General features: G+C 58.8%; 12 protein-coding genes and 2 pseudogenes. 11 read left to right on the top strand and 3 right to left on the bottom strand.

Annotated features, from left to right (window positions below):
• Together CINSTRO3249_RS16500 and CINSTRO3249_RS07310 are read left to right on the top strand one after the other, a co-directional pair.
• Positions 1 to 110, top strand: a pseudogene (locus tag CINSTRO3249_RS16500) (IS110 family transposase); the annotation flags it as partial.
• A 12-nt stretch (positions 111 to 122) separates the two neighbouring features.
• A pseudogene (locus CINSTRO3249_RS07310) lies at positions 123 to 584 on the top strand (hemolysin III family protein); the annotation flags it as partial.
• Between the two features lie 143 nt (positions 585 to 727).
• On the opposite strand, the gene ygfZ reads toward CINSTRO3249_RS07310, so the two are convergent.
• Entirely contained in the window at positions 728 to 1,714 is a 987-nt protein-coding gene (ygfZ, locus tag CINSTRO3249_RS07305) for a tRNA-modifying protein YgfZ (protein ID WP_074012785.1), read from the bottom strand.
• A gap of 210 nt (positions 1,715 to 1,924) precedes the next feature.
• Between ygfZ and sdhE the strand changes: the two genes are divergently transcribed.
• Positions 1,925 to 2,191, top strand: coding sequence for an FAD assembly factor SdhE (gene sdhE, locus CINSTRO3249_RS07300; RefSeq protein ID WP_074012784.1), 267 nt, complete (start codon positions 1,925 to 1,927; stop codon positions 2,189 to 2,191).
• Positions 2,172 to 2,579, top strand: coding sequence for a protein YgfX (locus CINSTRO3249_RS07295; protein ID WP_074012783.1), 408 nt, complete (start codon positions 2,172 to 2,174; stop codon positions 2,577 to 2,579). The genes sdhE and CINSTRO3249_RS07295 overlap by 20 nt, the downstream gene beginning before the upstream one ends.
• Positions 2,580 to 2,621: 42 nt before the next feature.
• On the opposite strand, the gene fldB is transcribed toward CINSTRO3249_RS07295, so the two are convergent.
• Positions 2,622 to 3,140 (bottom strand): flavodoxin FldB, encoded by a 519-nt coding sequence (gene fldB, locus CINSTRO3249_RS07290; RefSeq protein WP_074012782.1) that lies wholly within the window; start codon positions 3,138 to 3,140, stop codon positions 2,622 to 2,624.
• 101 nt (positions 3,141 to 3,241) lie between these two features.
• Between fldB and xerD the strand changes: the two genes are divergently transcribed.
• The 7 genes from xerD to CINSTRO3249_RS07255 all read left to right on the top strand — a co-directional run bounded on the left by xerD (position 3,242) and on the right by CINSTRO3249_RS07255 (position 11,696).
• The gene (gene xerD, locus CINSTRO3249_RS07285) at positions 3,242 to 4,141 is read left to right on the top strand and encodes a site-specific tyrosine recombinase XerD (RefSeq protein WP_074012781.1); all 900 of its coding nucleotides are present in this window, start codon (positions 3,242 to 3,244) and stop codon (positions 4,139 to 4,141) included.
• 75 nt (positions 4,142 to 4,216) lie between these two features.
• Complete coding sequence (gene dsbC, locus CINSTRO3249_RS07280) at positions 4,217 to 4,933, top strand: bifunctional protein-disulfide isomerase/oxidoreductase DsbC (protein WP_074012780.1); 717 nt, start codon at positions 4,217 to 4,219, stop codon at positions 4,931 to 4,933.
• A 13-nt stretch (positions 4,934 to 4,946) separates the two neighbouring features.
• Complete coding sequence (recJ, locus tag CINSTRO3249_RS07275; protein WP_125933140.1) at positions 4,947 to 6,677, top strand: single-stranded-DNA-specific exonuclease RecJ; 1,731 nt, start codon at positions 4,947 to 4,949, stop codon at positions 6,675 to 6,677.
• A gap of 112 nt (positions 6,678 to 6,789) precedes the next feature.
• Positions 6,790 to 7,888, top strand: a protein-coding gene (prfB, locus tag CINSTRO3249_RS07270; RefSeq protein ID WP_125933139.1) for a peptide chain release factor 2 whose coding sequence is annotated in 2 segments (ribosomal slippage) — positions 6,790 to 6,864 and positions 6,866 to 7,888 — 1,098 coding nt in all. Because the reading frame shifts where the segments join, the coding sequence is not laid out codon by codon here.
• Positions 7,889 to 7,897: 9 nt separating this feature from the next.
• Positions 7,898 to 9,418 carry a lysine--tRNA ligase gene (gene lysS, locus CINSTRO3249_RS07265; protein WP_074012778.1) on the top strand — a complete coding sequence of 507 codons (1,521 nt, stop codon included), beginning with the start codon at positions 7,898 to 7,900 and terminating at the stop codon, positions 9,416 to 9,418.
• Between the two features lie 403 nt (positions 9,419 to 9,821).
• Entirely contained in the window at positions 9,822 to 11,288 is a 1,467-nt protein-coding gene (locus CINSTRO3249_RS07260) for a M20 family metallopeptidase (RefSeq protein WP_254304311.1), read from the top strand.
• Between the two features lie 36 nt (positions 11,289 to 11,324).
• A complete protein-coding gene (locus CINSTRO3249_RS07255; RefSeq protein ID WP_074012777.1) occupies positions 11,325 to 11,696 on the top strand; it encodes an ABC transporter permease subunit in 372 nt (123 codons plus the stop codon).
• A gap of 33 nt (positions 11,697 to 11,729) precedes the next feature.
• Here CINSTRO3249_RS07255 and CINSTRO3249_RS07250 read toward each other — a convergent pair.
• A partial coding sequence (locus tag CINSTRO3249_RS07250; RefSeq protein ID WP_143146879.1) for an integrase core domain-containing protein occupies positions 11,730 to 11,958 on the bottom strand: 229 nt, incomplete at its 5' end.

Genomic DNA, 11,958 nt, shown 5'->3' with positions numbered 1-11,958 from the left:
AAGGAGGTAAAGTAGGCATCTGCGCGGCAATGCGAAAATTACTCCAATTAGCTTATGGTGTCTTAAAATCTGGAATACCCTTCGATGAAAATATAGCTCTTGCATCATGATGAGCAAGACGGTATCTGGCGTCGACGTTATATCATGCCATTCCCCATCCGCCGGCCAAACGCTGGCTGAAGAAGGTGGACCATTGCGCGATTTATCTGCTCATCGCCGGTACCTATACGCCGTTTTTGCTGATAGGACTGGCCTCGCCGCTGGCCAAATGGCTGATGGTGGTCATCTGGCTGATGGCGGCGGTCGGCATTATGTTCAAACTGGCGTTTGCGCATCGCTTTCGCGTCATCTCCATTATTACCTATCTGACTATGGGCTGGCTGTCGCTGGTGGTCATCTATCAGCTGGTACAACGGCTGCCCGCCGGCGGCGTCGCGCTGCTGGCCGCCGGTGGCGTGATTTACTCGCTGGGGGTGATTTTCTATGTTTGGGAACGAATACCGTTCAACCATGCGATATGGCATGGCTTTGTCTTGGGGGGAACCGTTTGCCACTTTCTGGCGATTTATCTGTTTGTCACCTAAACCGCGGCGGTTTGTCGCTATGCCCCATGCACGGAAAGCGGGTCCGGCACCGCGCCCGGATCGCCGGGGGGCGGTTTTCAAGCGACAGCCTGCGGCGACCGGGGGTCTGTTGGCGCTGCCCCGTTGACACTGGTGCGCGTCGCTTACTCGCCGATAGCGTACGGTAGCGGCTGCACGGACAACGCACCGGCGCTGTCGTCGCGCACGCGCAGCAGGCTGTCGGACGCCAGGTCGTTATTTAACACCGCCTGCACCCAGACGCTGCCGTCCTCCAACTGACAGGCCGCCAGCACCGTACCGGTCCGCCGCCAATTGTCGCCCATCTTAAGTTCCAAATCGTCGCCGGCGGCGGGAGGATGGCTGGCTTTGCCCGCCAGCCAGTATAGGGCGCGTTTGTTAGCGCCGCGATACTTGGCGCGCGCCACCATCTCCTGGCCCGCGTAACAGCCTTTGTTAAAGCTGATGCCGTCCAGCGCCTGCACGTTGGCCGCCTGCGGGATAAACTGCGTGCCGTTGGCGCTGTCGATAACCGGATAGCCCGCCTCGATATCCAGCGCCAGCCATTGCTGGCTGTCGTTGAGCTGGGCCTGGCCTTCCAGCTTGTGCTGCAAGGCGTCGCGCACGGCCGGCGTGGTTATCAACAAATAGCGCGGCGCCGGCAGACTGAAATACAGCAGCGTCGTGTCCTGATGGTGCGCCACCGGCTGAGCCGCATCGGGCAAGCTGGTAAAGAGTCCGCCCAGCGCCGCCTGCGCCTGGAAACCCGCCACGCCCAGCAAAACCGCGTCATCGTCGGCGGCGATGGTCGTTTTGGAAAACACGGCGTATTTTTTCAGTTCGGCGAGCTGGCTATCGCGCACGCTGCGTCGTTCGATAAACGCCATCCCCTCGTGGTGATGAAATACGCACAGATGGCTGAACATTTTGCCTTTGGCATCGCAATGGGCGGCGAAACTGAAGCGATCGGCGTCCAGTGAGGCAACATCGCAGGTCAACTGCCCCTGCAGGTATTTTACGGTGTCCGCGCCGTTAAGCGTGACCAATGCCCAATCCTCCAGAGAAATGAGCGTCAGCGGCAGATGGCTTGCGGGCGACGGCAGACGCGGAGGAAAAGGAACTTGAGATGACATGGGACAGTCCTATCAGTAGTCTGACAATAGCCTAATGGTAAAAGACCGCGAGGGGTTTGCAAGCGGATCTTGCCTGCGCGTTTAGCGATACGTGCCCGGTATGGAATAAATAGCGCAGAATGTAGCGAAATGTGTCGTTTTGTCTCATGCCCCCGGGTAAAACGGGGTAAACTAGCCGCGAGCGTAGCGGTTATAAGGGGAAATTTTTAGATGGATATCACCAACAAAGCGCGGATCCACTGGGCCTGCCGCCGTGGCATGCGCGAGCTGGATATCGCCATCATGCCGTTCTTTGAACACGATTTTGACGCCCTGGATGACCAGGACAAGCAGCGTTTCGTTCGGCTGCTGGAGTGCGACGATCCCGATTTGTTCAATTGGCTGATGAACCACGGCCGGCCGGACGACGGCGAGCTGCGGCGGATTATTACTTTGATTCAGACGCGAAACAAAGCCCGTGGCCCTTTGGCGATGTGATATCCGGGTCTCCTGGCGCACTCAGCTTTGCTCGCTGGCGTTTTACGGGATCCTGATTATGCTGATTTTACTCTCGCCCTGGCCGGAAAATTACGGGCTGGTATGGTTGACGCTGGTCCTGGTGGTGGTGTTTGAATGTATCCGCAGCCAGCGCAACATTATGTCGTGCCGCGGCGAACTGGTGTTGATGAGCGACAACAGTATTCAATGGCATCGCGAGGAGTGGATCTTCACCCGTAGAGCCTGGATGCTCAAGGGTGGCGTGCTGCTCAGCCTGCGCAAAGCGGGCGGCAAACGGCGCCGGCGGTTATGGCTGGCGGCAGACAGCATGGACGGCCGGGAATTTCGCCACCTGCGCCAGCTGTTGGCGCGCCAGACCGGGTCCTAGCGTAGGGGGTGCCTGCGGCGGAGTTCAGAGGCCCGCGCCGAATTACAGCAACGCCGCCATTTCCCCCAGGATCTGCTCGCACCACTGTTGCAGCCGCTGCTCGCTCAAATCATATTGATTGACCTCGTCGAGCGCCAGCCCGACGAACTGGTCGCCGGCGGGGTTGACGGCCTTCTGACTGGTGAATTCGTAGCCATCGGTAGGCCAGTAGCCGATAAATCGGGCGCCCTGCGGTTTTAGCACATCATGGAGATAGCCCAGTGCATCCAGAAACCACTCGCCGTAGCCCAACTGATCTCCCATCCCGTAGAGCGCGATGATTTTACCGTCCAACTGAAGGGTGCCGAGCTCTGACCACAGGGCTTCCCAATCTTCCTGAATTTCGCCAAAGTCCCAGGTGGGGATGCCGAGGATGAGGATGCTGTACTCCATCATGCGCTGCGCCGGGACATCTTTTACGTTATGCAAATCGACCAGCTCCGGCCCGAGAATATCGCGGATTTTCTCGGCGGCCATTTCGGTGTAGCAGGTGCTGGAGCCATAAAATAAACCGACTTTCATCTCTCGTGTTACTCTTGCAAACAACCTAATGGCGTCAAGTGTACCAGATTTGACGGTATGTCAGGCATAATGTCATCTGCCGCCCCGTACAGGAGTCAGTTATGGAACGACCGGATGACGTCATTATTGAGCAGTTTCTTGATTCCCTGTGGCTGGAACGCAACCTGGCGGAAAACACCCTGGCCTCCTATCGCCTCGACCTGCAGGCGCTCGCGGCCTGGCTGCAATCCCAGCAGCGCGACAGTCTGAACGCGAGCGCGGCGGATTTGCAGGCCTTTCTGGCCGATCGTCTCGATCACGGCTACAAGGCCACCAGCTCCGCCAGGCTGCTCAGCGCCACGCGCCGTTTTTTTCAGTATCTGTACCGGGAAAAACGCCGCGGCGACGATCCCAGCGCCGGCATCTCGGCGCCCAAATTACCGCAGCGTCTGCCCAAAGATCTCAGCGAGGCCCAGGTGGGTGATTTACTGGCGGCGCCCACTATCGCCGATCCCGTCGAACTGCGCGATAAGGCGATGCTGGAAGTGCTCTATGCCACCGGTTTGCGGGTGTCCGAACTGGTCGGGTTGACCCTGTCGGACGTCAGCCTGCGGCAGGGCGTGGTGCGGGTGATTGGTAAAGGTGATAAGGAGCGGCTGGTGCCATTGGGGGAAGAGGCGGTATACTGGATTGAGTATTATCTGGAACATGGCCGTCCAGCGCTGACCCATGGTCAAAGCCTGGACATTCTGTTTCCCAGCAACCGCAGCCGCAAGATGACCCGCCAGACGTTCTGGCATCGCATTAAACATTATGCCATTCTGGCGGGCATTGACAGCGAGCGGCTCTCCCCCCATGTTTTGCGGCACGCCTTTGCGACCCATTTGCTGAATCACGGGGCGGATTTACGCGTGGTGCAACTGCTGCTGGGACACAGCGATCTTTCAACGACGCAGATCTATACCCACGTCGCCACTGAACGATTGAAGCTTATCCACCAACAGCATCATCCCCGCGCCTGAGCGGTGGCATTGAAATGAATTCAAGGCGTATGTATGCGCCGACCCCGACCCGGGTGTTTAAATAAGGATTACAATGTGAACAAAAGCCTGGTACTGCTATCCTTTATAGCGCTGGCCCTTTCCCCGCTCGTCCACGCTGACGACGCGGCCATCAAGCATTCTCTGTCGCGCCTCGGCATTCATAGCGCCGACATTCAGCCGTCCCCGGTCGCCGGGCTGAAAACCGTCTTGACCGAAAGCGGTGTATTGTATGTCTCCGACGACGGACGCCATGTCATTCAAGGCCCGCTGTATGATGTGGGTAGCAACCATCCCGTCAACGTCACCAATCAGCTCCTCAGCAAGCGCCTCAACGCCCTGCAAAAGGAGATGATTATCTTCAAAGCACCGCAGGAAAAGCACGTGGTGACGGTGTTCACCGACATCACCTGCGGTTATTGCCACAAGCTGCACGAGCAAATCAAAGAGTATAACGCGCTGGGGATCACTATCCGCTATCTGGCGTTTCCGCGCCAGGGGCTGAATTCCCAGACGGAGAAGGACATGGCGTCGGTGTGGTGCAGCGCCAACCCGAAAGACGCCTTTAACCGGGCGATGAACGGCGGCAACGTTCCGGCCGCCAGCTGCGACATTGATATCAGCAAACACTATACGCTCGGCGTGCAATATGGCATCCAGGGTACGCCGGCGATGTTGCTGGACAACGGGACCCTCATCCCGGGCTATCAAAGCCCGAAAGAGCTGGCCGCTATCCTGGATCAGCAAGGATCGGATCAGGCAACGGGCGGTTAACACGGCAGTGAATATGACAACGGAATTGCGTCGGCGTCCGCTGGGCGATAGCGCTGTGCTGGCCGAGGCGGATATCCCGCCGCTGCTGAAACGATTGTATGTGCAACGTGGCGTCGGTGCCGTCGGTGAGCTGGAGCGGGGCGCGCGCGGGTTGCTGGCTTATCATCCCCTGACCGGCATCGAGCAGGCGGTGAGCCTGCTGGTGCGCGCTCTGGCGGATCAGCGCAGAATAATGGTGGTCGGCGATTTCGATGCGGACGGCGCAACCAGCACCGCGCTTACGGTGCTGGCGCTGCGGCAAATGGGCGCACACACGATAGATTTCCTGGTGCCGAATCGCTTTGAGGACGGCTACGGCCTTAGCCCCGAGGTGGTGGAGCAGGCGGCGGCGCGCGGCGCGCAGCTTATCCTGACCGTGGATAATGGCATCTCTTCCCATGCCGGCGTCACTCTTGCGCATGAGAAAGGCATCCCGGTGCTTATCACCGATCATCACCTCCCGGGCGACACCTTGCCGGCCGCCGACGCCATCGTTAATCCCAATTTACGCGACTGCACCTTCGCCTCGAAATCCCTGGCGGGCGTCGGGGTGGCGTTTTATCTGATGCTGGCGCTGCGTGCGCGGCTCAACGACAGCGGCTGGTTTACACAGCGGGGCATAGCGGCCCCCAAACTGGCCGAACTGTTGGACCTGGTGGCGTTGGGCACCGTGGCGGACGTGGTGCCGCTGGACGCCAACAACCGTATCCTGGTGCATCAGGGGCTAAGCCGCATTCGCGCTGGCCGTTGCCGTCCCGGTATCCGCGCGCTGGCGGAGGTGGCCAATCGCGACATTACCCGGCTGTGCGCCAGCGATCTGGGTTTCGCATTGGGACCTCGGCTCAACGCCGCCGGGCGATTGGACGATATGTCGGTCGGGGTCGCGCTGTTGCTGAGCGAGGATCTGCCGCAGGCGCGCATGCTGGCGGCGGAGCTCGATGTCCTCAATCAAACCCGGCGTGAAATCGAACAGGGCATGGAAGCGGAAGCGCTGGCGCTTTGCCAGTCAATGGCGCGCGACGAGCAGACGATGCCCTTTGGGCTGGCTATCTACAATGAGCAATGGCATCAGGGGGTGGTGGGCATTCTGGCATCGCGGCTCAAAGAGCGTTTTCACCGGCCGGTTATTGCCTTTGCGCCCGCGGGTGAGGGCGTACTGAAAGGATCGGGACGGTCGGTGGCCGGTTTGCACATGCGCGATCTGCTTGAGCGGCTGGACACCTTGTATCCCGGTATGATACTGAAATTTGGCGGCCATGCCATGGCGGCCGGCCTGACGCTGGAGCAGGCGCAGTTCGAGCGTTTTCGCCAGCGTTTCGCCGCATTGGTCGATGAGTGGCTCGATCCCGCGATGCTCGAAGGGGTGATCTGGTCGGACGGCGAGCTGGCCGGCCAGGAGTTGTCGCTGACCACCGCCGAGCTGCTGCGTGACGGCGGTCCTTGGGGGCAGGGGTTTCCGGATCCGCTGTTTGACGGGCGGTTTCGCGTGCTTAATCAGCGGTTGGTGGGAGAGAAACACCTGAAACTGCTGCTCGAACCCGTGGCGGGAGGCCCCATGCTGGATGGTATCGCTTTCAATATCGACCCGCGGCTGTGGCCGGACAATAGCGTGCATACCGTCGAGTTGGCCTACAGGCTGGAGGTTAACGAGTTTCGCGGTAACCGCTCCCTGCAGCTTTTGATACAGCATATCTGGCCGCTGTAGCCCACCGCCGCCGTCGCCAATCCGATGGCGACGGCGACTACCTTCCGCGGCGCGGATCCGTTACAATAGCGGGTTAACACGCATTCCTTCTCGTCAATGAGCACATTAATCCATGTTTGAAATTAATCCGGTAAAAAACCGTATTCAGGACCTGTCGGAAAGGACAGCCGTTCTGAGGGGGTATCTTTGACTACGATCTCAAGAAAGAACGTCTCGAAGAAGTAAACGCCGAGCTAGAACAGCCCGACGTATGGAATGAGCCTGAACGCGCGCAGGCGCTGGGAAAAGAGCGCTCGTCGCTAGAAGCGATTGTTGAAACCATCGACCAGCTTACCCAGGGTTTGGAAGACGTTGCCGGCCTGTTGGAGCTGGCGGTGGAAGAGGACGACGAAGAGACCTTTCTCGAAACCCAGGCTGAACTGGACGGTCTTGAGGCCAAACTGGCCCAGCTGGAATTCCGCCGTATGTTCTCCGGCGAATACGACAGCGCCGACTGCTACGTCGATATCCAGGCCGGGTCAGGCGGCACCGAAGCGCAGGACTGGGCCAGCATGCTGCTCAGAATGTATTTGCGCTGGGCGGAATCGCGCGGTTTTAAAACCGAAATTATCGAAGAGTCCGAAGGGGAAGTTGCCGGCATCAAATCGGTGACCATCAAGGTTATCGGCGACTATGCCTACGGCTGGCTGCGGACCGAAACCGGCGTGCATCGCCTGGTGCGCAAGAGTCCGTTTGACTCCGGCGGCCGGCGCCACACCTCGTTCAGCTCCGCCTTCGTTTACCCGGAAGTGGACGACGATATCGATATCGACATCAACCCGGCGGATCTGCGCATCGATGTTTATCGCGCCTCCGGCGCCGGCGGCCAGCACGTTAACCGGACTGAATCCGCGGTGCGTATTACCCATTTGCCCACCAATATCGTCACCCAGTGTCAGAACGACCGTTCGCAGCATAAAAACAAAGATCAGGCGATGAAACAGCTGAAAGCCAAGCTGTATGAATTCGAGCTGCAGAAAAAGAATGCGGAAAAGCAGGCGCTGGAAGATACCAAGTCTGATATTGGCTGGGGCAGCCAGATCCGCTCATACGTGCTGGACGATTCCCGCATCAAGGATCTACGTACCGGCGTGGAAACGCGCAACACCCAGTCGGTGCTGGATGGCGATCTGGACAAATTTATTGAAGCCAGTCTTAAAGCAGGGCTATGAGGAACCCATATGTCTGAATCACACTCACAGGACGGTGCCCCTCAGGCGCTGGATATGAATAACGAGCTGCGTTCGCGGCGGGAGAAACTCGGCCAGTTGCGCCAGCAGGGTATTGCGTTTCCTAACGATTTCCGCCGGGATGCCGTGTCCGACCAGCTGCATGCCCGCTACGGCGAGAAGAGCAATGAAGAACTGGAAGCGTTGAACATTGAGGTCAGCATTGCCGGCCGCATGATGACCCGCCGTATTATGGGTAAAGCCTCCTTCGCCACTCTGCAGGACGTGGGCGGGAAAATCCAGCTCTATGTCGCCCGCGACGATTTGCCGGAAGGGCAATACAACGAGCAGTTCAAAAAATGGGACCTCGGCGACATTCTGGGCGCGCGCGGCAAATTATTCAAAACCCGCACCGGCGAGCTGTCGGTCCACTGTAGCGAAATTCGCCTGCTGACCAAAGCGATGCGTCCGCTGCCGGATAAGTTCCACGGCCTGGCCGATCAGGAAACCCGCTATCGCCAGCGCTATCTTGATTTGATCGCCAACGATGAATCACGCCAAACCTTCAAAGTGCGTTCGCGCATTATGGCGGAAATCCGCCGTTTTATGATGGATAACGATTTCATGGAAGTGGAAACGCCGATGATGCAAACCATCCCCGGCGGCGCCGCGGCGCGTCCCTTCATCACCCATCATAACGCGTTGGATATCGATATGTATCTGCGTATCGCGCCGGAGCTGTATTTGAAACGGCTGGTGGTGGGCGGCTTTGAGCGGGTCTTTGAAATAAACCGCAATTTCCGCAATGAAGGCTTATCGCCGCGCCATAATCCCGAGTTCACCATGATGGAACTCTATATGGCTTATGCGGACTACCGTGACCTGATTGTGCTGGTGGAAACGTTGTTCCGCACCCTGACGCAGCGGGTACTCGGCACCAGCGTAGTGCACTATGGCGATCAAACCTTCGATTTCGGCCAGCCCTTTACCCAGATGACCATGAAAGAAGCCATCTGCCATTATCGCCCGGAGACCCGGCCGGAAGCGCTGGACGATATGGCTTCGGCCACCGCCATTGCCGAGTCATTGGGTATTAAGGTTGACAAAAGCTGGGGCCTGGGGCGGGTGCAGACCGAGATTTTTGAAGAGACGGCGGAAAGCCATCTTATTCAGCCGACTTTCATCACCGCCTACCCGGCGGAAGTCTCGCCGCTGGCGCGCCGCAATGATGACAATCCTTTCTTTACCGATCGTTTTGAATTCTTCATCGGCGGGCGCGAAATCGGAAACGGTTTCTCCGAGCTTAACGATGCCGAAGATCAGGCGGCGCGCTTTGCCGAGCAGGCTCAGGCCAAAGACGCCGGTGACGATGAAGCGATGTTCTATGACGAGGACTATGTCACCGCGCTGGAGCACGGCCTGCCGCCGACCGCCGGGTTGGGTATCGGTATCGATCGCCTGATGATGCTGTTAACCAATAGCCATACCATCCGCGACGTGATCCTGTTCCCGGCGTTGCGTCCGCAAAAATAGCCTTCCTATCAGGGGCGGATAAAATCGTGTCCGCCCCGTCTGCCATCAATGCACCATGGCGGAACATTGCGCCGCATGATGGCGCTCTTTGTCCGTGATTACGCCATTAAGCGTGTTAATGCGCTTTCCGCCGCTGCCGTAATGCGTCTTTTCTGCCCGCGTCTTCTGCGCTATTGCCGGCGCGTCACGGCTTCGACGCCGGGCATGATTCTCTGTCAACGTCTGCACATTGTTGGTGCAAATAACCTTGCGTGTTGCACTTATTTGGTTCAATGAGCGTCGGGAGCAGGTCATTGCCCTCGCACATCCCCCGCCGCGCGCGCTTGCTGAATGTGGTCGTATTGGCCTGTATCTTGCTACTAATTTCCCCTTCATTTATTTTAGAGGTCACCAGGTAATGAATGTGGACGCCAGCACCCCGGTAGCAACCCCGACAACCTCACAGCCGGACAGCCACACGCTGGAAGAGGTCTGGTCACGCGTCGAGGCCAGCCGCGCGCCATTTTGCGCCTTAAGCGACAGCATTTGGGCCACGCCCGAGCTCAATTACGATGAAGTGCAATCTTCGGCGCAAATTGCGGCGATGCTCCAACAACAAGGGTTTCGCATCGAGCGCGGCATCGCCGGTATCCCGACCGCCATGGTCGGTGAAGCCGGACAGGGTGGACCGGTCATCGCCATCCTCGGTGAGTATGACGCCCGGCCGGGTCTCAGCCAGGAGGCGGATGTTGCGGAACCCCGGCCGGTGCAGGCGGGCGGTAACGGCCACGGTTGTGGCCATAATCTGCTGGGCAGCGCGGCGTTACAGGCCGCCAGCGCGGTGAAAGATTTTCTCGCCGCCCATCAGCTGCCGGGACGGGTGCGATTCTATGGCTGTCCGGCGGAAGAGGGCGGCTCCGCCAAAGGTTTTATGGTACGCGCGGGGGTGTTCGATGATGTGGACATCGCCATCAGCTGGCACCCCAACGCGTTTAGCGGCGTAATAGAGGCCAACTCCCTGGCCTGCAACGAAATTAACTACCACTTTAGCGGCCGGGCCGCTCATGCGTCCGCCAGCCCGCACCTGGGCCGCAGCGCGCTGGATGCGGTCGAACTGATGAACGTCGGCGTCAATTACCTGCGCGAGCATATGCCCAGCTCGGCGCGTATCCATTATGCGGTTACCGATACCGGCGGCCATTCTCCTAATGTCGTGCAGGCGCGGGCAACGGTACGCTATTTAATCCGCGCGCGCGAATTGCCGGCGCTGCAGCAGTTGGTTAAGCGGGTCGACAACATCGCCGCCGGCGCGGCGTTGATGAGCGAGACCACCGTCAGCAGTCAGGTGCTGAGCGGCGATGCCAATCTTATCGGCAACGGTCCGCTGGAAGCGCGCATGCAGACGCATCTCGAATTGCTGGGACCGCCGCCTTTCGATGACGCGGACCGCGCTTATGCCGCGCGTTTCAAGCAAACCCTCTCTCAGGACGATCTGAAAAGCGCTTATGATCGCTATGGCCTGGCGGTGGATTATCAACGTCCGCTGTGCGATTTCGTGTTGCCGCTGCGGCGTCCCTATAGCGACATGGTCGGCTCGACCGATGTGGGCAGCGTGAGCTGGGTAGTGCCGACCGTGCAGGTTTATGGCGCCACCTACGCCATCGGCACGCCGGGGCATTCGTGGCAATTGGTTGCCCAGGGCAAAGCCGCCGTGGCCCATAAAGGGATGATCCATGCCGCCAAGATTATGGCCAGCACCGCCGTCGATTTGCTACAGCACCCTGAATTGATTGCGCAGGCGAAGGCGGAACATCGCGCCAGGCTTGCCGGCGTTGAGTTCATCAACCCGATTCCCGAAGGCGTAACACCGCCGTTCCCCGACAATGAGTGATGCGCGCCACTCGCTGCGGGCTTAACGGATAACAATATGCAAACGATCAACTTTTGGCAATTGGTCAGCTTCGGCGAACACGGCTGGGGCGCCATGCTGCTGTCGGGTATGGCGGTGACCATTGCGCTTTCACTGTGCGGCTTTGTGCTCAGCGCGGTCATCGGAGCGCTGGTCGCCTGGGCCAAAATCGCCGGCAATGCGCCGCTACGTATCGCCGGCGATATCTATACCACGGTACTGCGCGGCATTCCCGACCTGCTGGTGATTTACCTGTTTTACTTTGGCGGCAGCAGCCTGCTGAGTGCCCTCGGCGGGCTGTTCCACGCGGATGGTTTTATCGCCTTTCCCGGCTTTTTGGCCGGCATGCTGGCGGTCGGGATCACCGCCGGCGCCCAGCAGACTGAATAACCCCGAGTTTATTAGAGAGTAATTTTGGCAATACTACGCCGCTTCCTCTGATGCTAATTGCAAAGCGTAATAGTTCATTTCGGCTTCAGTAGGAGGGATGTAACCCAGCCGCCCGAGCAGCCTTCTGTTGTTGTACCAGTCCACCCAGTCCAGCGTGGCCAACTCCACTTCCGTCCGGTTTTTCCAGCTCCCGCGGTGGATAACCTCCGTTTTGTACAACCCGTTGATACTCTCTGCCATCGCATTATCGTAGGAGTCGCCG

It is taken from the genome of Candidatus Sodalis sp. SoCistrobi (assembly GCF_900143145.1).
Taxonomy (GTDB): Bacteria; Pseudomonadota; Gammaproteobacteria; order Enterobacterales; family Enterobacteriaceae; genus SoCistrobi.
Note: the sequence above shows the minus strand (reverse complement) of the source record. Positions and strands in the feature narration are given on the sequence as shown.

Excerpts from the sequence above, each read along its gene's own strand:
- ygfZ (WP_074012785.1), bottom strand. The coding sequence starts at position 1,714 with ATGTCATCTCAAGTTCCTTTTCCTCCGCGTCTGCCGTCGCCCGCAAGC.
- fldB (WP_074012782.1), bottom strand. The coding sequence starts at position 3,140 with ATGAAAGTCGGTTTATTTTATGGCTCCAGCACCTGCTACACCGAAATG.
- lysS (WP_074012778.1), top strand. The coding sequence starts at position 7,898 with ATGTCTGAATCACACTCACAGGACGGTGCCCCTCAGGCGCTGGATATG.
- recJ (WP_125933140.1), top strand. The coding sequence starts at position 4,947 with ATGACAACGGAATTGCGTCGGCGTCCGCTGGGCGATAGCGCTGTGCTG.
- sdhE (WP_074012784.1), top strand. The coding sequence starts at position 1,925 with ATGGATATCACCAACAAAGCGCGGATCCACTGGGCCTGCCGCCGTGGC.
- CINSTRO3249_RS07255 (WP_074012777.1), top strand. The coding sequence starts at position 11,325 with ATGCAAACGATCAACTTTTGGCAATTGGTCAGCTTCGGCGAACACGGC.
- xerD (WP_074012781.1), top strand. The coding sequence starts at position 3,242 with ATGGAACGACCGGATGACGTCATTATTGAGCAGTTTCTTGATTCCCTG.